Origin of the sequence: Collinsella sp. TF07-1 (genome assembly GCF_003437235.1) — a bacterium.
In the GTDB taxonomy this organism is placed as follows: Bacteria; Actinomycetota; Coriobacteriia; order Coriobacteriales; family Coriobacteriaceae; genus Collinsella.
On sequence record NZ_QSRV01000001.1, the window covers coordinates 21,411 to 41,731 of the forward strand.

At 59.8% G+C, this 20,321-nt stretch carries 17 protein-coding genes; 9 read left to right on the plus strand and 8 right to left on the minus strand.

Annotated elements, in window-relative coordinates:
- Window positions 1-153 precede the first annotated feature (153 nt).
- Window positions 154-1,023: a patatin family protein gene (locus DXC67_RS00100; protein WP_117636885.1), complete on the minus strand. Its 870-nt coding sequence runs from the start codon at window positions 1,021-1,023 to the stop codon at window positions 154-156.
- Between the two features lie 329 nt (window positions 1,024-1,352).
- On the opposite strand from DXC67_RS00100, the gene DXC67_RS00105 reads away from it, so the two are divergent.
- Window positions 1,353-4,070, plus strand: a complete 2,718-nt coding sequence (locus DXC67_RS00105; RefSeq protein WP_117636886.1) for an EAL domain-containing protein — start codon at window positions 1,353-1,355, stop codon at window positions 4,068-4,070.
- 126 nt (window positions 4,071-4,196) lie between these two features.
- Window positions 4,197-5,729, plus strand: coding sequence for a diguanylate cyclase domain-containing protein (locus DXC67_RS00110; protein WP_117636887.1), 1,533 nt, complete (start codon window positions 4,197-4,199; stop codon window positions 5,727-5,729).
- 284 nt (window positions 5,730-6,013) lie between these two features.
- On the opposite strand, the gene DXC67_RS00115 is transcribed toward DXC67_RS00110, so the two are convergent.
- On the minus strand, window positions 6,014-6,334 hold the full coding sequence (locus tag DXC67_RS00115; protein ID WP_117635527.1) for a DUF3784 domain-containing protein: 321 nt from the start codon (window positions 6,332-6,334) through the stop codon (window positions 6,014-6,016).
- Window positions 6,335-6,668: 334 nt separating this feature from the next.
- Between DXC67_RS00115 and DXC67_RS00120 the strand changes: the two genes are divergently transcribed.
- The 5 genes from DXC67_RS00120 to DXC67_RS00140 all read left to right on the plus strand — a co-directional run bounded on the left by DXC67_RS00120 (window position 6,669) and on the right by DXC67_RS00140 (window position 10,775).
- On the plus strand, window positions 6,669-7,292 hold the full coding sequence (locus DXC67_RS00120) for a flavodoxin family protein (protein WP_117636888.1): 624 nt from the start codon (window positions 6,669-6,671) through the stop codon (window positions 7,290-7,292).
- A 17-nt stretch (window positions 7,293-7,309) separates the two neighbouring features.
- Window positions 7,310-7,651, plus strand: a complete 342-nt coding sequence (locus DXC67_RS00125) for an arsenate reductase family protein (protein WP_117636889.1) — start codon at window positions 7,310-7,312, stop codon at window positions 7,649-7,651.
- Window positions 7,652-7,737: 86 nt separating this feature from the next.
- On the plus strand, window positions 7,738-8,868 hold the full coding sequence (locus tag DXC67_RS00130) for a GTP-binding protein (RefSeq protein WP_117635529.1): 1,131 nt from the start codon (window positions 7,738-7,740) through the stop codon (window positions 8,866-8,868).
- Between the two features lie 95 nt (window positions 8,869-8,963).
- Complete coding sequence (locus tag DXC67_RS00135; protein ID WP_117636890.1) at window positions 8,964-9,563, plus strand: tRNA (cytidine(34)-2'-O)-methyltransferase; 600 nt, start codon at window positions 8,964-8,966, stop codon at window positions 9,561-9,563.
- A gap of 111 nt (window positions 9,564-9,674) precedes the next feature.
- Window positions 9,675-10,775: an ATP-binding protein gene (locus DXC67_RS00140; RefSeq protein WP_117636891.1), complete on the plus strand. Its 1,101-nt coding sequence runs from the start codon at window positions 9,675-9,677 to the stop codon at window positions 10,773-10,775.
- A 42-nt stretch (window positions 10,776-10,817) separates the two neighbouring features.
- Here the strand turns inward: DXC67_RS00140 and DXC67_RS00145 are convergent, their stop codons facing one another.
- From DXC67_RS00145 to DXC67_RS00160, 4 genes are all read right to left on the minus strand, one after another.
- Window positions 10,818-13,313, minus strand: coding sequence for an excinuclease ABC subunit UvrA (locus DXC67_RS00145; RefSeq protein WP_233503105.1), 2,496 nt, complete (start codon window positions 13,311-13,313; stop codon window positions 10,818-10,820).
- A 10-nt stretch (window positions 13,314-13,323) separates the two neighbouring features.
- The gene (locus DXC67_RS00150) at window positions 13,324-14,442 is read right to left on the minus strand and encodes an AAA family ATPase (protein ID WP_117636893.1); all 1,119 of its coding nucleotides are present in this window, start codon (window positions 14,440-14,442) and stop codon (window positions 13,324-13,326) included.
- Window positions 14,443-14,535: 93 nt separating this feature from the next.
- Window positions 14,536-16,539: a translation factor GTPase family protein gene (locus DXC67_RS00155; RefSeq protein ID WP_117636894.1), complete on the minus strand. Its 2,004-nt coding sequence runs from the start codon at window positions 16,537-16,539 to the stop codon at window positions 14,536-14,538.
- A 258-nt stretch (window positions 16,540-16,797) separates the two neighbouring features.
- On the minus strand, window positions 16,798-17,286 hold the full coding sequence (locus DXC67_RS00160; protein WP_117636895.1) for an N-acetyltransferase: 489 nt from the start codon (window positions 17,284-17,286) through the stop codon (window positions 16,798-16,800).
- 77 nt (window positions 17,287-17,363) lie between these two features.
- Between DXC67_RS00160 and DXC67_RS00165 the strand changes: the two genes are divergently transcribed.
- Window positions 17,364-17,660 carry a hypothetical protein gene (locus DXC67_RS00165; protein WP_055310006.1) on the plus strand — a complete coding sequence of 99 codons (297 nt, stop codon included), beginning with the start codon at window positions 17,364-17,366 and terminating at the stop codon, window positions 17,658-17,660.
- A gap of 67 nt (window positions 17,661-17,727) precedes the next feature.
- Here DXC67_RS00165 and DXC67_RS00170 read toward each other — a convergent pair whose 3' ends face one another.
- The gene (locus DXC67_RS00170; protein WP_117636896.1) at window positions 17,728-18,432 is read right to left on the minus strand and encodes a class I SAM-dependent methyltransferase; all 705 of its coding nucleotides are present in this window, start codon (window positions 18,430-18,432) and stop codon (window positions 17,728-17,730) included.
- A gap of 434 nt (window positions 18,433-18,866) precedes the next feature.
- On the opposite strand from DXC67_RS00170, the gene DXC67_RS00175 reads away from it, so the two are divergent.
- Window positions 18,867-19,268, plus strand: coding sequence for a hypothetical protein (locus DXC67_RS00175; RefSeq protein WP_117636897.1), 402 nt, complete (start codon window positions 18,867-18,869; stop codon window positions 19,266-19,268).
- Window positions 19,269-19,396: 128 nt separating this feature from the next.
- On the opposite strand, the gene DXC67_RS00180 is transcribed toward DXC67_RS00175, so the two are convergent.
- Window positions 19,397-20,212, minus strand: a complete 816-nt coding sequence (locus DXC67_RS00180; protein ID WP_117636898.1) for a putative RNA methyltransferase — start codon at window positions 20,210-20,212, stop codon at window positions 19,397-19,399.
- Between the last annotated feature and the right edge of the window lie 109 nt (window positions 20,213-20,321).

Genomic DNA, 20,321 nt, shown 5'->3' on the forward strand with positions numbered 1-20,321 from the left:
CATTCTGGGATGCGCTTTCCATATAGAGGGCCAGCGGAAAACGCATCCCATTCCAAGCGCAAATTTTGGGATGCGGTTTCCGCGACCGCCCCCTCGCGGAAACCGCATCCCAGTCTGAGCGCATATTCCGGAATGCGCTTTCCGTAGCAGCCCTTACCCCGCCAGATACGCTTCCAGCGCGGGCAGCGTCGCCTCCGCATCGCGACGGCCGATCTGATAGATGCGTTCGAGTTCCTCGGGCTCGCGGCACAGCGACGGCACCTTCACCGATTCGCTCGGCCGCACCACAAAGATCTCGCCAGCGGCCTCGCGACGCGCCAGGTCGTCGAGCGTGGCGTTATATACCTCGTGCCGGTGCTCAAGCGCCGCAACAAACTCCGGATAGTGACGATACACGCGACGCAGCATAGGCATCACGCTATTGGGCTGCTTTACAAAGCCCGCCGGCTGCGTCAGCACCACCACGTTGCGGTCATAGCCCTGCGCAAACAGCCATGCGCTGGGAATGGAATCGGCAACGCCGCCATCCAGGTACTTGTGCCCCTCAATGGCAACGGGTCGTGTTGCCACGGGAATCGCCGACGACGCCCGGATCCACTCGATATCATGCTCATCACCGTAAGGCAGGTCATGGTAGACGGCCCGCCCCGTCTTAAGATCGGTGCACACGCAGGTAAACCGCATGGGGCAGGCACGATAAGCCTCCAGGTCGATGGGATCGCGCTCGATGGGAACCTCGTGATAGGCAAACTCGGCATTGAACATGTCGCCGGTTCGCAGCCAGCTCGTCACGCTCGCATAGCGCTTGTCGGCGCAATAGGCCTTGTTGTAGCGAATGGCACGGCCGATCTGGCGCGATTTAAAGTTGTAGCCAAACGCCGCGCCCGCCGAGACGCCCACCATATGGTCACAGGTCAGGCCGCACTCCATCCATACGTCGAGCACGCCCGCCGTATACATACCGCGGTAGCCGCCTCCCTCGAGCGCAAGCCCCACCGTGGGCGTCGTATCTGGCTGTGCCATGCGACCATCTCCGTTCCTGCGTTTTAAAACGAAACAAGTATACCCGTCAACATATATCGCCTCAGTCGCATTTTCATCGAACATCGTCGCGTTACCGTTTGGCGAATAATGGCGAATAATGGCCGCCCGCAACATGGGCACCCCTGCATAATTCCATACACTTGTTTATACTACTCAGTAGTTATCAGCAACGAACGTCAGCCGACAAATAAACCCAACGACGCAGCAAGGCGGGGGCTTGGAAACACGCGAGGCGTTGAGCAACAACGCGTGTGCACAACGAGCTCGCCCGACGCAATCCGCCCCGACCCCAGAAAGCCGCCTACAGCATGGATACCCCCAGCAATTACACTGAAACGCTCGAAAAGACCGTCCGCGACCTTCTCAAGCGTCAGGAGGATCTGGTCAGGACCGCCTTTACCGACCAGCTTACCGGGCTTGGCAACCGCGGCGGCTTTGCCCGTTCCCTCGAGGAGCTCTGGGAGCAGGACACCCCCGTTACCATGGCGTACATCGATATCGACAATCTCAAGCACTGCAACGACGTCTTTGGCCATGACGAGGGCAACCGCTATATTTTGCAGGTAAGCCTCTATCTCAAGCTGTATATGGAGGTGGACGAAGCGGCGTTTCGTCTGGGAGGCGACGAGTTTGCCATCCTGTCTACGATTGCAACCGAGGACGACCTCGCCGAACGTCTGGAACGCTGCCGAACGGTCCTGCTCAAAAACAACGATGCCGAGATGCCTCACTCGTTTAGCTACGGAGTGGCACACGCCGACCCCGCCCTGGGCGAAGCCCCCAATCGCTTGACGAACGATGCCGACCATCGCATGTACGACTACAAGCTACGTCATGCCGTGCACCTTGATCGACGCAATATCGCACAAGCCCACACCGACGACTTCGAAATAAGCGATCGAATTTTCGACGCCCTTTCGATGCTCAACGAAGGCCGCTATTTCTTTATCGAGAACTTGGACAAACATCGAACCCTTTGGTCACAAGGCGCCTTGCGCGATCTTGGTCTTCCTTCGGAGCATATAGACAACTGTCACGATTATTGGAAAACGCGTGTCCATCCCGATGACCTTGAGGCCTATACCAACGACATCGACCAAATCTATGACGGCTCCAAACATCGTCACGTCATGCAGTACCGCGTGCGCAATGCCGCCGGCGATTACATCCTCGGCCGTGCTCGCGGGTTTCGTATCGACGGCGACGGAAATGTCCCCTCGCTCTATGTCGGCGAGCTCGTCAACCACTCGCTTGCCGAGACCGTCGACGCCGCCACGGGTCTCGGAACGCAGCGCACGCTGATCAACGCTATCGATGCCTGCCGTCGCGACCGTTGCGAGACGGGGCTTATAGCAGTGCGCGTTCGCGGCACGGCAAAGCTCAACGAGCTCTACGGGGCCGAGGCCGTCGACAACATGCTCGCCGAATACGCAGGCCGCATGCTGTCGATTACTCGCGGCAGGAGTCGCGTCTTCCGTTCACGCAACGCCCAGTTCGTCGTGCTTAGCAACAATTTGGATCACGAAGCATTCGAGCAACTGATCCAACATCTCAAAGAGGCCGTTTTCGCTCCCGTTCGAATCGCGGACGACACCATTACCCCCGTCTGTCTTGTCGTTCCGGCCTTTTACGAGCACCTGACCAATCAAACGGCCGCCGTTTTAGGCGAACTCGACCGTCGCATTCGCACGGCCGGCGGGCTTGTTCCCAACGACAGCCTCCCCATACCCGAGGTGGAGCGCAAAAGCGCCATCGCCGAACGCATCGATCCGCTCACGGGTCTCTATCGACCCAGCGTGTTTATGCGCCGCGCCAACGAATTTCTCGAGACAAGGCGCAACGGCGCCTGGTGTATCGCCACCGTCGATATGGGACACATGCGACTGTTCAACGAATGGCACGGACAGGCCGAGGGCGACCGCATGCTCGCCGATGTGGGCACGGTCCTCAAGGACATCGAGAATGCCAACATGGGCGTCGCAGGGTACTGGGGCCAAGACGACTTTTGCATACTCATCCCCTTTGAACACGACACCGTCCATCAGATCTATAGCCGCGTTCGCCAGGCCGTGGCCAAGTATGATGACGGCGTGGGATTCTGGCCGTCCATGGGCGTCTACCCCATCGACTCCAACGAGAAAATCACCATCGATGCGCAGGCCAAGGCCATGTTTACCAATCGGCGCGCAAAAAACGACTTTAAGGAGCGCATTGCCATTTTCCGCCCCGAGGAGTACGAGCGCGAAATCGCGTTCCACCGCACGCTGACCGAATTCCAGTACGCGCTCTCCAACGGCCGTATTACCTACTACCTGCAGCCCCAGGTCGACATGGAAACCGGCGAGATCATTGGCGCCGAAGCGCTCACGCGCTGGATCGACAAGGATGGCTCCCTCATTTCGCCCGCCACCTTTATCCCCGCTCTCGAAGAAAGCGGTTTTGTGGTGACGCTCGACAAATACGTTTGGCAGGGCGTTGCCTTGTGGCTGCGCGAGCGCATCAATCGGGGGCTTCGCGTGGTTCCGATCTCGCTTAATGTGTCGCGCGTGGATATCCTCGCCTGCAACGTTGCCGAGCATATGGGAGCGCTCGCCGCCCAATACAACCTGCCGCCCGAGCTCATGCGCATCGAGATCACCGAGACAGCTTATACGGGAGAGTCCGAGGCCGTGGATAAACTAACGGCCGACCTGCACACCCGCGGCTTCTCGACCTATATGGACGATTTTGGCACCGGCCAGTCCACGCTCGCGATGCTCAAGAACGTCAACGTCGACGTCATCAAGCTCGATCGCACGTTTGTGCCCGATAACGGCGATGAGGGCCGCAGCGTGCAAATCATCTCATCAATGCTCGAGATGGCGCAGTCACTCCATCTGCCCGTTGTGATCGAAGGCGTCGAGACGGACAAGCAGGCAAACATGCTGCGCCACATGGGCGCCCGCTACGCTCAGGGATTCCTCTACTACCGCCCCATGCAGGCGGAGGATTTTGAGGCATTGCTCGATGGTGGCAACGACAACTAATACGCTCGCACGCAAAACGCCACCGTCGAGGGGAGCGTTTGTTCCCATGAGCTAACTAATACTCCAATCTAAACCGAATTGGGAGTAAGATACAAACCATTGTTCCATCCAAGGAGGCAATCCATCATGAACGAGTCGTATCGCCTGGGCGAGCAATCAATCATCGCTCATCTTCAGCGACTTGCGAACGGGGCCTCAACCACCGAGCTCGATGTTGCCGCGCTGCCCCCGGAGCTGCGTGCCATCGGTGAGCAACTGCAGAAAACGCTCGCCATCCTGCAACAAGAACGTGAGTTGCTTGAGCACGGCGCCTATATCGACTCGCTCACCAATCTTGGCAACCGTGGCGGACTCGACCGCCATGTCGATCAGCTCTGGCGCAAAGGCACCCCCTTCACCTGTGCCTATATTGACATCGATCGCCTCAAGCATTGCAACGATAAGTTTGGCCACGCCGAGGGCAATCGCTACATTCTGAGCATCTGCCGCGCACTCACCGAGACAATGGAGCACGATGAGTTGCTGTTCCGTATCGGTGGAGACGAATTTGTACTTATATCCCCCACGACAAACGAAGCCGAGCTCGAGCAGCGCCTAGAGTGGACGCGTGCCAATCTTATCGAGGCAACATCGGACGGCAAGGCGCCCATGATCGCCAGCTTTAGCTTTGGCTGCTCGCGCGTCGACCCGCTTGCAGGCGATACGCGTCGCCAGATGACAAAGGACGCCGACCGCAAAATGTATCGCTACAAGCTCATGTACCGTGTGCAACAACCGGAAGAAGGCGATGCGCTGCAACGCCCGATCACCGAACAACCCCCCCCCTGCAACGACCGAGTGTTTCAAGCGATCTCCATGAGCTCCGAGACACGCTATCCGTTCATCATTAACCTCGACACCGGCGAATCGCAATGGTCGGTTAATGCCGTGCGCGATTTTGACCTACCCTCCCAGCATCCCTACAACTCGCTCGATATATGGCTTGCCCGTGTTCACCCCGAGGACCGCGACAACGTACGTGCCGAGCTCGATATGGTGGTAAACGGCACGTGGCACTTCCACTGCATGCAGTATCGCGTCATGAATACCGCCGGAAAATACGCGCTTTGCGACTGCACGGGTTACCGCCTGGACGGCACCGATACCGAGCCCAACATGTATGTGGGCATTGTCACCAACCGAAGCTTGGCAGATACGACCGATTCCGTGACCGGTCTGGGCGATATCCACGCCCTGGTCAACGCCATTGGCGAGATGCGTCGCGTGGCACGAAACGCGGGCTTGATCGCCATTAAAATCGACGAAATCGCACAGGTCAATGCCCGCTTTGGCTTTGATGCAGGCGACCGCGTTTTGGCAGAAAGCGCCGCCTGCCTCATGGATTGCTCGCGCGGCAAGGGTCGTCTGTTCCGCTCGACCGGACCGATGTTCGTGGCGCTCTTCGACGACTTTGATCCCGAAGAGACCGACGCGGTTGCAGACGAAATCGAACGGTTCTTGGGATCGCCCGTGCTCCTTGGCTCATTTGAATATCAGCCGCCCCTTCGTGTGGCGACGCTTCATCTGGACGCCGTCGACCGACAGCCCGTTTCCATTTTGAACGAACTTAATGCGCTGATTAAAGAGGCGCCGCAGGTACCGGGCACCAAGCTGGACTAGCGTTATGGGGCGCATGATGGTTAATTTCCGATCTCAACCGAACACATTGGGCAAATAGGTCGTACCCGCAGTTAGCCGAACGTCCCCTCAGTCCCTCCCGGGGCCCGGGGGCACCGTTTCGATACTCTTGGTTTACTTTGCCTGATGCAAATAAGTGCTCAACAAGATAGAACCTATCCCCCGCCACGGATATGCCCTCGAGTAAATCTGTTAAGCCAAGCCTATCAAATTCTATTGACAATTGGCTGCATTGGTCCATTTTGTCGTCCAGCCACTTCCGCTGGCTATCGCCTCATAAACACAAACCTAACGAGCCGCACGAACGACAAAGAGGCCAAGCTGAACAGAAGTAGAACCAAAACTTCAAAAACGCTGGTATTCCAATCGCGTACCCAGCCCTCTACCGCCCACAAGAAAAACAGCAGCCCCATCCATAACGTCACAGAAGAAATCAGCTTTGCGTAAGGGCGTATATCAATCTCGCTCTCCCTTTTTGTGACATCATATCCAGCAATTGAGCAGAGCCATCTTCCTCTTCGGTATTGGATTGAAAGGACAATCAAGGCAATCGAAGTCATCAAGCAAACAGCATCCTCTGTTTCCATAGAGTTTCCTTTGCTTTCCATCCTAGTTACGCATTCACAATCGAATCAAACCAAGTATGAATTACTCGATAGCAACCGCCTTAGTATAAACCATAGCCGCCGCAGCAGCCCGCCTTCCAAGGCCTCAAAGCTCGCCATCGAGGGCGACCCGCCCAGACCCCTTACAATCTGCTCGCACGAGGCCCCGCACTCCAACATCCTCTGGACCGTATCCCGCTCGTACCTGGTAAGCGTGCCTGCCGTGGGCCCTCGGGGCCGGCATCGTGCCCCACGCCATCTGCCCGCTCGTGCGATAATCCTCTGCAGAAGTCACCGACAGCAGAGGGAGTTTGTGATGAAGGTTCTTTTGGTCAATGGCAGCCCCAAGGCAAACGGCAACACGGCCCGCGCACTCGCCGAGGTCGCCGAGCAGCTTAACGCCGAAGGCATCGAGGCCGAGATGTTTCAGCTGGGCGCCAAGCCCATTCGCGATTGCATTGGTTGCGGCCAGTGCGGCAAGCTCGATTGCCGTTGCACCTTTGGCGACGATGTGGTCAACGAGCTGATTGCCGCTGCCGAGCAGGCAGACGGCTTTGTCTTTGGCTCGCCCGTCTACTACGCACATCCCAGCGGACGCATCCTCTCGGCACTCGACCGCGCATTCTATGCAGGCAGCAAGGCCTTTACGCACAAGCCGGGCGCCGCTGTCGCCGTTGCCCGTCGCGGCGGCACGTCGACCACCTTCGACGTGCTCAACAAGTACTTCACCATCAACCAGATGCCCGTGGTAGCATCCACCTACTGGAACAACGTCTTCGGTGCCATGCCGGGCGAGGCCGCCCAGGACGCCGAGGGCCTTGCCACCATGCGAAACATCGGTAAAAACATGGCCTGGCTGCTGCGTTGCATCGAGGCGGGAAAGGCCGCCGGCATCGAAGCCCCCGAGGCCGATCGCGAGCGAACCAACTTTATTCGGTAGAACGGCGGAACATAAATATGAACGTGCAAATCTTCGGCACCAAAAAGTCCTTCGATACCAAGAAGGCCCAGCGCTATTTTAAGGAGCGCCACATTAAGGTGCAGTTTATCGACCTTAAGGAAAAGGAGATGAGCAAGGGCGAGCTCACGAGCGTGATGCAGGCGGTCGGCGGCATCGACAAGCTGCTCAACCCCAAGGCTAAGGACGAGGAGACGCTCGCACTCATCCAGCACCTCACCCCCAGCCAGCGCTTCGACAAGCTACTCGAGAACCAGCAGGTTCTGGCCGAGCCCATCGTGCGCAACGGCAAAAAGGCCACCGTCGGTTATTGCCCTGATGTATGGGGAGCCTGGGAGTAGCCTGTGTTATTTGTCGGCGCGTGGGTATAAGAGCAGGCGTTTGGCATAAGATTCAACTGTAAGCCATGTCTAACAAAGGAGGGCACATGCCCAACAAACCCGTGAAGATCATCATGCTTACCGGCTACCTCGGTGCCGGCAAGACCACGCTGCTCAACCACATCCTCGCCAACGACGGCGGCATCCGCGCCGCCGTGATCGTCAACGATATCGGCGAGATCAACGTCGACGCTAGCCTTATCGCCGACGGCGGCCTTTCCGAGACCGACGACCTCATCCCGCTCACCAACGGCTGCATCTGCTGCACGCTTTCGGACGACCTGGCCAACCAGCTGCAGGGCATCGCCGATTCGGGCAAGTTCGACTACATCATCATCGAGGCCTCGGGTATTTGCGAGCCTATCCCCATCGCCTACACCATCTCGAGCTTCTGCGACGAGGCCAAGGTGGGCGGCGAGCCCAAGCTCGCGCTCGACAACATCGTGGCCGTGGTCGACTGCGCCCGCATGTACGACGAGTTCAACGGCGGTCGCGACCTGCTGGCCGAGGACATTGACGAGGATGACATCGAGAGCCTGCTCATCCAGCAGATCGAGTTTTGCTCCACGCTGATTCTTAATAAGACTGACACCGTCACCCCCGAGCAGATCGCAGAGCTCAAAGCCATCGTGCGCAGCCTGCAGAAGGACGCCGTGATTGTCGAGGCTCAAAACGGCGAGGTCCCCATGGAGGAGCTGCTCGACACCGACCGCTTCGACTTTATGCGCGCCTACAACTCCGCCGCCTGGATCGAGGCCATGGAGCATCCCGAGGAGCACGACGACCCCGAGGTGCTCGAGTACGACATCGAGACCTTTGTGTACTCGCGCCGCAAGCCGTTTGACCTGCAGAAGTTCACCGATTTTGTTGAGCAGGAGTGGCCCGACGAAGTCATTCGCGTCAAGGGTCCGCTGTGGCAGACCGGCGATCCGGACATGTGCTACATGTTTGAGCAGGCCGGCCACCAGATGCGTCTGATGGAAAACGGTCTGTTTGTCGATTCTGCGCCCGAGGGCGAGAAGCAGAAGATTATCGACGAGAACCCCGAAATCATGCAGATTTGGGACGACGAGACGGGCGACCGCATGACGAGCCTGTGCATCATCGGCCGTCACATGGACAAAGACGCGCTCATCGCCTCCCTCGATGCCTGCCTGACCGACTGGCACCGCGCCTAGGTTTATCCAAGCGGGCATTTTTCCGCCTACGTAACCGCCAAACCACCACGAAGGTGCCCTTCGTGGTGGTTTTTCGTTCTGAGCCAAGGAGATTCATGTTCAACATTGTGCTGTATGCGCCCGAGATTCCGGCCAATACGGGCAATATCGGCCGCACCTGCGTGGTTACCGGTGCCCGCCTGCATCTGGTGGAGCCACTGGGCTTTTCACTCGACGACAAGACGGTGCGTCGCGCCGGCCTGGGCTACTGGCAAAATTTGGACGTGACGACCTATGCCGGCTGGGAGGATTTCCTTGCGCGCAACGGCCTCTCCCCCGCCGACGAACGCCTGCATCTGCTGACCAAAAAGGCGCGCCGCACCTATGCGCAAAGTACCTACCGCGACGGTGACTTTTTGGTCTTTGGCAGCGAGAGCTCGGGGATTCCCGAGCCACTGCTTGCCGCGGCGCCCGAGCGCTGCGAGCGCATCCCCATGTTGCGCGATTGCGACTCGCTCGAAAACGCCGACGCCTGGGAGGCCCACGAGGAGTCGCTCGGGCATACCGAGGACAGCCACGAAGCCATCCTTCGACAGGATATCTGCGGCAACTTCGTCGACCCGGACGACTACCGCATCAGCGCGCTCAACCTCTCCAACAGCGCCGCCATCGTCCTCTACGAAGCTCTGCGCCAAACAGGCTTTCCGGGAATGTGACAAAGGGACCGCCCCTTTGTCACATTGATGCACCAAATAACGAGCCATCGCTTTTAATCAGGATTTACTAGAATAAAATAAAGTTAAACGGCGATGCGAAAGGAGAGCCTTGTGGAATATCTCGAGAACCCGTTTACTCCCAGTTTTGGTGAGGTTCCTGCTCATCTCGCCGGCAGACAACAGATTATTCGGGATTTGGACCGTGCCTTCTTGAGCCAGCGTAGACGCCCGGAATTGACCTCGATCTTCTCAGGCGCGCGTGGAACCGGTAAAACCGCTCTCATGTCGTCGCTCGCGACAAGGGCGGAATCCCACGGCTGGATAGCGGTAAAGACGACCGCGCTCTCGGGAATGCTTGAGGAAATCGAGCTCGGGGCGAAACGTGCTGCAGGCCATCTCATCGACCCGTCTAACAACTTCGAAGTCACCGGTCTCGGAATCGCGCCGCTCGGCAGTATCGAGGTCAATCGCGTTCACGATGCCTCAACCTGGCGTTATCGCATGAGCGATATCATCGACCAGCTCAACGAAACGGGCACCGGCATGCTCGTCACGGTTGATGAGGTCGACCCGACGCTCGACGAGATGATCCAGCTCGCAGCCACGTATCAGCACTTTGTGACCGATGGGAAACGCGTCGCCCTACTCATGGCGGGACTTCCTAACAACGTCTCGACGTTGCTGAACCACAAGACGGTCTCGTTCCTTCGTCGCGCCCAGCAATATCATCTGGGGCGTATCGCCGACTACGATGTACGCGAGGCCTTGATCCGAACGATCCAGGAAAACGACCGTTTGGCGGATGCCGAGGGAATCGATAAGGCCGTTCGCTCGATTTCGGGCTTTCCTTTCCTATTGCAACTCGTAGGCTACCGTGCCTGGGATCTCACAAGCAATTCGAAGGAAATCTCGTCACGCGACTTTGACCTGGGGATCAAAATCGCGCGCGACGAGATGGACGACCGAATCCTCGCAGCGACTTACCGGGAACTCACTGCAGAGGACAAGCGATTTCTCATCGCCATGCTCGATGACGAGGAAGAGTCCACCACCGCTGACCTTGTCGAGCGCCTTAAGCGTTCGCCGCAACAGGTCTCCCGCTACCGACGCCGCATGATAGACGCCGGCATCATTGGAGAACGCGGGCGCGGAATCGTCGCTTTTGAATTACCGTTCTTCCGCGACTATCTCGCCGCTCAATGCGTGAAATAGGCATCGGATGTGACAAAGGGACTGTCCCTTTGTCACATTCTGCTAGAGGTAGCGGCCAGTGACGCTTGCGGAGCAGGCCGCAGTGTCATCCGGCGTGCCGGTGCAGACGATTTGTCCGCCTGCGTCACCGCCGCCCGGGCCCATGTCGATCACGTAATCGGCGTTACGGATAAGGTCGAGGTCGTGTTCGATCACGATGACCGTGGCGCCCTTGGCAACGAGTCCGTCAAACACGCTCAGCAGTACCTGAACATCGAGCGGATGCAGGCCGATCGTGGGCTCATCGAATACGAATACGGCATCATCCTGCACGCGGCCCATCTCGCTCGCAAGCTTAAGACGCTGCGCCTCGCCGCCCGAGAGCGCCGGCGTGGGCTCACCGAGCGTGAGATAGCCCAAGCCCAAGTCGTGTAAGGTCTGTAAGCGCGCCTGAACTTTCTTGAGACCCACCGTGGCGTCGAGGGCCTCGTCCACACTCATATCCATGAGCTGCGGCAACGTAAGCAGACTCCCGTCCTTGCCCTCGCGATGAATATGCGAAGCCGCGTCTGCATAACGTGAGCCGCGACATGTCGGACAGACGATCTCGACGTCGGGCAAGAACTGCACGTCGAGCGATATCGAGCCCGTGCCATCGCACGTAGGGCAGCGCAAGGCGCCAGTGTTGTAGCTAAATGCGCCCGCCTTGTAGCCGGCTGCCTTGGCCTCGGGCGTACGGGCGAAGGCGCGACGTAGCTCATCATGGATGTCAGCATAAGTTGCCACCGTCGAGCGCACGTTGGCGCCGATAGGCGTAGCGTCAATCAGATTTGCACGGGCAATGCCCTCGGCATCGACCCAACGCACGTGCCCCGGCAGGCGCTCGCCGGCTGCCTGCGCCTTGAGTGCCGGAATGAGCGTCTCGAGTACCAACGTCGTCTTACCCGAACCCGAAACGCCCGTCACCGCGACCAAGCGACCGCGCGGGATATCAACTTCGAGCGGCTTGACGGTATGGATGGCATCGGTCGCCATGCGGATATGGCCCCGGTCGAACATTTCCTCGTCGGACACCTGCGGGCGCAAGCGCTTGGACTCTGCGCGCAAAAACGGGGCGATGCGGCTGCCCTGCGATTGTTCGACCTCGTCCACCGTGCCAGTGGCAATCACATTACCGCCGCCTGCTCCGGCAACGGGGCCCATCTCAACCAGATAGTCGGCTTCCGCTAGTACGCGCGTATCGTGGTCGACAACAACCACGGTGTTGCCGTCATCCACCAGATCGCGCATTACGCCCACCAAGCCGTCGACATTGGCAGGATGCAAGCCAATCGAAGGCTCGTCCAGCACATAAAGCACGCCCGTCGATCGGTTGCGCACCACGCGGGCGAGCTGCACACGCTGGCGCTCACCCGTGGAGAGCGTAGCACCGGCGCGGTCGAGCGAGAGGTAATCGAGCCCCAGGTCGACCAGGCGACGAGCCGTGCTCAAAAACGAATCGCAGATATCCACTGCCATGGGCTGCATCTCGGCCGGCAAGGATGCGGGCACCCCGCGCACCCACTCAATCGCCTCACCCAACGTCATGGCCGCGGCCTGCGCCAGATTGATACCGCGCACCTGGGGCTGGCGCGCAACCTCGGAGAGACGCGTGCCGCCGCAGTCACGGCACGGGCCCTCGCGCAAAAAGCGAGCCACGCGCTTTAGTCCCTTATCGTCCTTAACCTTGGCGAGCGCATTCTCGACCGTATAGACGGCGTTGTAATAGGTAAAGTCGAGCGGCGTGGCGCCCTCGCCGTTTTTGGGAACGTAGAGAATATGCTTCTTAACCGCCGGACCATGGAACACGATGTCGCGCTCTTGAGGTGTGAGCTGGTTAAACGGCACATCGGTACGCACACCCATCTCGCCGGCTACCTGCTTCATCAAGTCCCACATGAGCGTGCCCCAGGGAAGCACCGCGCCTTCGTTGATGGTCTTGGACTCGTCGGGCACCAGGCTCGCTTCGTCCACCTCGCGCATGACACCGGTACCGCCACAGGTGGGGCATGCACCGCCGCTATTGAAAGCCAAATCCTCGGCACTCGGCGCGTAGAACTCGCGGCCGCATGTCGAACACGTGAGCGACAGGCCTGCGGCCACGTTAAGGCTCGGCTCCACACGCGCCCCGCAATGTGGGCACACGTGATGGGCACAGCGGCTAAAGAGCAAACGCAGACTGTTGTTGAGCTCGGTCATGGTGCCAAAGGTCGAGCGTACGCCTGGCACACTAGGGCGCTGATGCAACGCGAGCGCCGCCGGCACGTGCAGCACTTCATCCACCTGAGCGTGCTCGGCCTGGGTGAGCCGTCGACGGGTATAGGTGCTGAGCGCCTCCAGGTAACGGCGCGAGCCCTCGGCATAAAGAACTCCCAACGCCAGCGAGCTCTTGCCCGACCCCGACACGCCGGCAATACCCACGAGCTTTCCCAGCGGAATATCGATATTGATGTCCTTAAGGTTGTGTACGCGCGCACCGCGCACCTCGATAGCTTGCGGGCTCATCTTCTGTTCCGTCACCTTTATCACCCTACTCATGCCATAAAATGCGGTCGCGGATGTACTCGCCCAGCATGGGCACGGTAAACCGGACCAGGCCGTATCCGGCAGCCTCGATGACGCGCTCGCGAATCAGGCTTGCGCGATATTTACTCGCCCAGCTCTGAGTGCGATCGCAGCGCTCAATGATATCCGCCATGCGCGTCGGCTTACCCTCGTCAGTAGCCATGGCCTCGATAAAGAGGCGTTGCGGACTGCGCAATCCATAATACAGGGGCGCGTCGACCGCTTCGTAGAACTCGGAGACGGCATCCGCATGGCCATCCTCGACATCGTGCTTTTCGATGACCTGCGAGCCACGCCGGACAGCAGAGCGCCACATGTAATATCCCACCAGCTGGACCATGTAGGGATACCCCATACTCTTGCGCGCCGCAAGGTCCGCCGTCTCCGCATCAACGTAAAGACCGGCGTCCTTGACCGTCTGGACATATGAATCGCGCACCTTGGGCAAAGAAATCGCCCCCAGCGCACGCTGCTGCGCACGGCGCAAAAACGTCACGCTCGGCTCTTCGAGCAGGTCGTCAACCATACTGGGCAAGCCGGCAAATACCAGCGCAAGACCGCGCTGGTCGCTATCGGACAGGCCCGTAGCATCCTGATCTCCGAGCACCTGCTGATAGAGAACGGCAAGAGCCGCCAGTTCCTCGATTGACGCAGATTGCGCCTCGTCAATCGCAAACAGGATGCCCTTGCCTGGACCGAGCTTCTTGAGGCGCTCGTTGACCAGCCCCCGTAGCGTCTCGCCCTTTGCCCGAGCCGCCTCGACCGACATCCGACCAAACGACAGCCCAAACTCCATTGACGTCACAACGGGTTTATTCGAGCGAAGCGCGTCGGCCAGGCGATCGCACAAGCCAAGCGAAGCAGAATCGGAGACAACCGCCCATCCGCGCTCATTGGCTAGACGTTGCAGCTCCCGCAGGAGAACCGTCTTGCCGCAGCCGCGGTTTCCCGTAATGAGCATGAGCCTGCCCGGCGCTCCGGCGCCGTTATCGAGCCCTTCCTCGAAATCTTCGACGACCGACTCGCGACCGATGAGCATCGGAGGCCGCTTGCCTGCCGTTGGCTTAAAGGGATTTGGATTCATGTCGGCCTCCTCGGATTGGCAAACCCTGGTAATAGTTATACCAACTTGTACCGAGTTATACCAATAGCATGTGACAAAAGAACTGTCCCTTTGTCACATGTGGCCGAAAAACTCGGCGTCTGCTGCTCGCCAGGGGCGGAAGGTGGCGGGATCGATCTTTACGTGCGCCGCGGCGGGCACGTCGTACCATTTGACCGTGTAGCCGGCGCCGTGAGAGCAAAAGACCGAGTCGGGTGTGTTGGGCAGATCGGCCTCGGGCTCATAGGCGGCCGCCTCGATGACGCGCTCGGCATCATGACAGGCCGCATAACCGGCGAACTCCAGGTACAGATGCCCGCGACCGCTCGTGTAGGCAGCCACCTCCAGCGCATAATCCTGCACCTCGGATGCCGGCACGCGACCCACAAGATTCGCCCGGTCGCCCGCCATCGTCGGCGGCTCGTACTCGGCACTCATGCGCGTGGCGTCTGAGAGCGCCCGGCCCACGCACTCCCCCGGCACCTCGAGCTCAAAGTGGTACCACGGCTCCAGCAGCACCACCGCGCCCGCCTCACGCGCCCGCATCAAACCCTGGCGAATCGCGCGATACGTGGCCTGGCGAAAATCGCCGCCCTCGGTGTGTTTGGCATGCGCGCGGCCGCCCGTGAGCGTAATGCGCACATCGGTGATGGGCGAGCCGGTCAGCACGCCCAGGTGGTCGCGCTCCATGGCGTTGGTGAGTGCCAGACGCTGCCAGTTAAGATCGAGCTCGTCGGTCGAGGTCACGGTGCCAAACTGCACGCCCGAACCTGCTGGCAACGGCTCCAGGCGCAGATGCACCTCGGCATAGTGGCGCAGCGGCTCAAAGTGGCCCACGCCCTCGACCGGCTGCGAGATCGTCTCCTTATAGAGAATGCCGCCAGACTCAAACTCGACCGAAAGGCCAAAACGATCGGCCAGCACGCGCTGCACGACCTCGAGTTGCACGGCGCCCATCAACTGCAAATGGATCTGCTCAAGATGCGTATTCCAGCTTACGCCGAGCATGGGATCTTCGTCCGCCAACTCACTCAGCGCTTTAAACACCGCATGAACGTCGTGTTCGCCCGGCAGCACCGTATAGGTGAGGACCGGAGCGATGACGGGCGCATCGCCCGCGGGCTCCGTGCCCAGGGCGTCCCCTGGGCGAACGTGCGCAAGACCCGTCACGGCGCAAATACCGCCAGCAGCAACTTCTTGGGCAAGCTCATACTTCTCGCCGTTATAGATGCGTACCTGATCGACCTTCTGTTCCCACGCCTCGGCACTGGAATGCCCGCTGATCATCTGTTTTGCGCGCAGCGTGCCGCCGGTCACTTTAACCCAAGCCAAGCGCTCGCCACGATCCCCGCGGCTGACACGATAGACGCGCGCGGCAAACTCCGGGAGCCACGCCTGCTCACGAATCAGCGCGCATATACCATCCAGCAGCTCGTCAACGCCTTGGTCCTTGAGCGCCGAGCCGGCAAAGCAGGGAAAGAGCTTGCGCTCGGCAACCATGCGCGACAGCGTTGCGACAGAAAGCTCACCCGCTTCAAGAAACTCCTCGAGCGCCGCTTCGTCCAACGCAGCAGCGTCCTCCTGAACGGCGCCGCCCGCCAGCAGTTCGTTGACATCCAGGCAGCCCTCGGAAAGACGCTGCCCCAGCTGTGCCAGCAAAACATCGCGACCGGGATTCTCCAAATCGATTTTGTTGATAAAGATGAACGTCGGGATGTCATAGCGTGCAAGCAGGCGCCACAGGGTTTCGGTGTGCCCCTGCACGCCATCGTTGGCACCCACAACCAAAATCGCATAGTCGAGCGCGCGCAGCGTGCGCTCCGCCTCAGCCGAAAAATCGACGTGGCCGGGTGCATCCACGAGCATGACGTGGGCATCGCCGTGGTCGAGCACGGCCTGCGACGAGAAGATCGTAATGCCGCGCTCGCGCTCGATCGCGTTCGTGTCCAGGTGCGAATCGCCATCGTCCACACGGCCGCGTTTGCGAATGCGGCCCGCGTTGAACAGCATAGCCTCGGCCAGCGTGGTCTTGCCGGCATCGACATGTGCCAAGATTCCAACGACCGCTTGCTTCGACATGGCTCTCCTCTTATTACAAGCCCATCGCACGCGGCAACGGGCATCCTCGTTCCACACTGGATGATACAATTTACGGGCCGGCGGGCGAAGCGGGCCCTATCCCCCGACCGAGCTCATCGCCCTGCGTTGCCGCGCGGCGATTTTCGTAGGTTCGCGCCTTGCGAAAGCCGGCACCTCCCCTTAACAGTGCAGCGATCAATAATGGCCCCGCCCGGGGCCATTTTCATGTACATGGATTGTTGTTGCGTGCCCCCGCTCTTATGCCTCGCGCAGCCAGTCGAACGCAACACGCGGCGTGCCGTCCGACACATACACGACGCCGGCGCGCTCGAACCCCGCCTTCATGCTCGCACCCTGCATGGGCAGGTTGTCCGCATGCGTATCGATACGCAGGTGGTCGGCACGCTCCTTGGCAAAGGTAAACATCGCGGCCGCGATACCGTGCACGGTGCCGTCGGACGCCACACGGTGCAGTACGGCGTACGGAGTGTCGCTACGCCACTGACCGTCCTCGATGACGTCATAGCACTCGTCCGGGCCCGACAAAAAGGCAAACGTCGCCACCACGCGACCGTCGACTTCGCACACATAGCTGCCACCGGCGGCGATATCGGCAGCCAGCTGCTCGGCCGAAGGCGTGCCCTCGGGCCACTGCGTGGCGTTGCCATGCGCACGCATAAAGGCGCGGGCGGCATCATAGATGGCCATGACGGCAGGAATGTCGGTCTCGAGGGTTTTTCTGATCATCACGCGGCGACCTCACGTTTATTGGTATCACTTTGATTGAGCAATGATACCAGCGTTTGGAGAGGAGCGCGAAGCAGATGGGGAGCAAAAAGCGAGCCGCCTGGTCAAAGGCCAAAAGCGAGTTTTTGGGCGCTGCCACCGGCGGCGATATGAGCGACCTGTTTGCGCGCGAGGACGAGCGCCGCGACGCCCTGGACGCCGAGCGCGATGAGGCTTGGCGCTACAAATCGTGCGAGCGCAAAAACCGCTACGACACACGCGCCGAGGCCGAGGCCGTTATGGCCGACTGCGAAAACCGTGGGCGGCGTGGTTTGGCCTGCTACAAATGCGAATACTGCGGCGGGTGGCATCTGACGTCGCATCCTTGGAAATAGGCTCCGCAACGGAGCGGCGCTCACGCAGCGGCATGGCACCGACACATCGCCGGCCATCGCACGCAGGCTACGGGCGCGGCGGCACCAAGACATCGTAGCGGACAGCCTTGCCCGCAAGCTGATAGCTCGGCTTGATGCCGGCAAGCAGCGGCCCCTTCACCGGCCGCTTGATAACAACCTTGCGCGGGTGCACCGCAAGCGCGGCTTCGACCAGCGTCTCCTCATCGGCGCACGGCTGCTCCAAATGGTGCAGGAGTTGGAACTTCTTTTTGACCGCCGCACTCTTGGTACGCTCGGGAAACATGGGGTCCAGATACACCACGTCGGGAGCCGCGAGCTCAACGCGCTCGACCAGCTCAGCCGTATGGCGAAGGCCGGCAATGCTGTCCTCGCCCGCATGTAAGTGCATGCGCGCCACGGCGGCCGCAAGCGCCGGATCATCTGCCGCGCGATCCAAAGCATCCTTGAGGAGCGCCGCGATCACGCAATCCTGTTCATACAGATCGACGGTAAAGCCCGCGGCCGCCAGCAGCAGCGAATCCTCGCCAAAACCTGCCGTGGCATCGACTGCCCACGGATGCTCAACGTCTTTCGCGCGCGCGGCCTTCACCAGCAGCTCCTGCTGCAGACGACCCTGCTTGAGCCGCGGAAGCATGCGGCCAAAATCGGCACGCAGCTCCATCGTGCCGTCAGTGAGCGTGAGGCCCTCGGACTTCCCGGTCAGCTCAAGCCCCGCGGCCCGAGCAACAGAAAAGGGATCGACGACGCCCATGGACACTCCTTAACAAGCAAAACGAATACGTGAGCGCCGTTTATGCCAGCACCCAACCGTCCGTTATTGTCCCACATGCGACATGGTCCACAGCATCCCAATGCAAAGCACCGCCATCAATCCCGTGCACACGGCAGCGATCACGGAATCGCCCATACGCCTTCCTAACGAACGCGGCTCGCGCACTTGCTTGGCCCCGTACATCATGGCCCCTCCTTCGGTCCAGCTCTTGCCATGGCCCCATCATCGCAGCGCCGCGCATACGCTGCCATCGATTTTGCTTACGCCCAGCTTTCCTTTTTGAAAGGTTGGGCCGCACAGGCAAGAGTCGCTTTCAGGCGCATGCATCGCCGCGTTGAACTACAATGTGCTTCACCATATGTGCAGCACAAAGGGTGCGCCAGGTTGGCGTACTCGTATCGAAAGGACCAGCCATGAGCTTCACTCGCAAGACTCTCAAAATCCTTGCCCTGATTTATTTTGTTCTGGGCATCGCCAGTCTCGTCATTGGAATCGCCGGCATCGCGACCGGCAAGCTCGAGTCCACCTACGGATCGAACGCCATGCTCGCCGCGGCCGTGATTATCGCCAAGGGCCTCATCGATCTCGCCGCAGGCGTTGCGGGCATCAAGGGTGCCAACAAGCCTTCGCAGGTTGACGGCGCGTTTAAGCTCGGTATCGTTGCTGCAGTCGCCACGCTTGCCCAGGCGGTGCTCACGCTTCCCGCGTTTGGCGGCGACGCCATAAACTATGGCGCCTTTGTCATCGTGGTGTACGACCTGTTCTTTGTTCAGCAGGCACACGACGTTAAGGCCGAGAACAAGGACCGCCTGTAAGCGCTCGCTTCTCATAACCTCTGCAGCCAAGCAACAAAAAAGGGCCGATCGCGCATCTCCGCGGTCGGCCCTTTACGTTTGCCCAGACAAAACCTACCAAAACAAACCTGTCCCTTTTTGGCAGGTTGTTAGCTGTGGCGGTACTCGGCGATGATGAAGTCGAGGTCGGTTTGAAGGGTATCCAGGTTTGCCAAGCGCTCTTTGTCGGCAGGGCGCGTGCGGTAGTAGTACGGCGTCATCTGGAACACCGCCTCGATGTCGGCCTGGGTCTGGAGCGTAATATTCGCAGATACCCGCTGCGTTCCGACCAACTCGAGCTCGGTAGTCTTCGGCAGCTTCTCGTCGTTAAGGTACGGCGTATCGTAGAGCACTTCCTTAAGCCCAAACAGATGACGGGCACCCGGCACCACGGTGTAGAGCGAGCCCTCCGGCGCCAGCACGCGGGCAAACTCGCGCTCGTTAAAGGGAGCGAAGAGCTCGGTCACCATATCGAAGGCGCCATCGGCCACAGGGATGTCCTTCATGTTGGCTACGAAATAGGTCGCATCGTCGCGCTTGGCGGCAAGGCGCACCATCTCTTTGCCCAGGTCGAAACCGTAAGCATCCACGCCCGGCACCGCGCCCATGGCGCTGGTGTAATAGCCCTCGCCGCAGCAAATATCGAGCAGCGTCATGGGACCGCTCGTAGACGCAGCACGCCCAGACACCTGCTTGCGCACCAGCTCGACCATCGCATCGCGCAACGGCGCGTAGTATCCACGGTTCAGAAAGTCACGACGGCTGCGCGCCTGTGACTTGGGATCGCCCATGGAGTCGCCGCTCTTGGACGAGCGCAATAGATATAGATAGCCCTCGCGCGCACGGTCAAACCGGTGTCCGCCCGCGCATGCAGCACCGCGTTCGTCATCCACCAGCGGCTCATGGCAAACGGGACACAACAACATGGCAACTCCTTAGCGCGAACAACACAACGCCCACCATTGTCGCACGCCTTCCCCGCCTAGTCATTGGGGACGTTCTTGAATGAGTAATCGTTTTAGAACGTCCCCAATG

Coding starts and splice junctions, on each gene's coding strand:
- DXC67_RS00100 (WP_117636885.1), bottom strand. CDS start 1,023: ATGGCACAGCCAGATACGACGCCCACGGTGGGGCTTGCGCTCGAGGGA.
- DXC67_RS00105 (WP_117636886.1), top strand. CDS start 1,353: ATGGATACCCCCAGCAATTACACTGAAACGCTCGAAAAGACCGTCCGC.
- DXC67_RS00110 (WP_117636887.1), top strand. CDS start 4,197: ATGAACGAGTCGTATCGCCTGGGCGAGCAATCAATCATCGCTCATCTT.
- DXC67_RS00115 (WP_117635527.1), bottom strand. CDS start 6,334: ATGGAAACAGAGGATGCTGTTTGCTTGATGACTTCGATTGCCTTGATT.
- DXC67_RS00120 (WP_117636888.1), top strand. CDS start 6,669: ATGAAGGTTCTTTTGGTCAATGGCAGCCCCAAGGCAAACGGCAACACG.
- DXC67_RS00125 (WP_117636889.1), top strand. CDS start 7,310: ATGAACGTGCAAATCTTCGGCACCAAAAAGTCCTTCGATACCAAGAAG.
- DXC67_RS00130 (WP_117635529.1), top strand. CDS start 7,738: ATGCCCAACAAACCCGTGAAGATCATCATGCTTACCGGCTACCTCGGT.
- DXC67_RS00135 (WP_117636890.1), top strand. CDS start 8,964: ATGTTCAACATTGTGCTGTATGCGCCCGAGATTCCGGCCAATACGGGC.
- DXC67_RS00150 (WP_117636893.1), bottom strand. CDS start 14,442: ATGAATCCAAATCCCTTTAAGCCAACGGCAGGCAAGCGGCCTCCGATG.
- DXC67_RS00155 (WP_117636894.1), bottom strand. CDS start 16,539: ATGTCGAAGCAAGCGGTCGTTGGAATCTTGGCACATGTCGATGCCGGC.
- DXC67_RS00160 (WP_117636895.1), bottom strand. CDS start 17,286: ATGATCAGAAAAACCCTCGAGACCGACATTCCTGCCGTCATGGCCATC.
- DXC67_RS00165 (WP_055310006.1), top strand. CDS start 17,364: ATGGGGAGCAAAAAGCGAGCCGCCTGGTCAAAGGCCAAAAGCGAGTTT.
- DXC67_RS00170 (WP_117636896.1), bottom strand. CDS start 18,432: ATGGGCGTCGTCGATCCCTTTTCTGTTGCTCGGGCCGCGGGGCTTGAG.
- DXC67_RS00175 (WP_117636897.1), top strand. CDS start 18,867: ATGAGCTTCACTCGCAAGACTCTCAAAATCCTTGCCCTGATTTATTTT.
- DXC67_RS00180 (WP_117636898.1), bottom strand. CDS start 20,212: ATGTTGTTGTGTCCCGTTTGCCATGAGCCGCTGGTGGATGACGAACGC.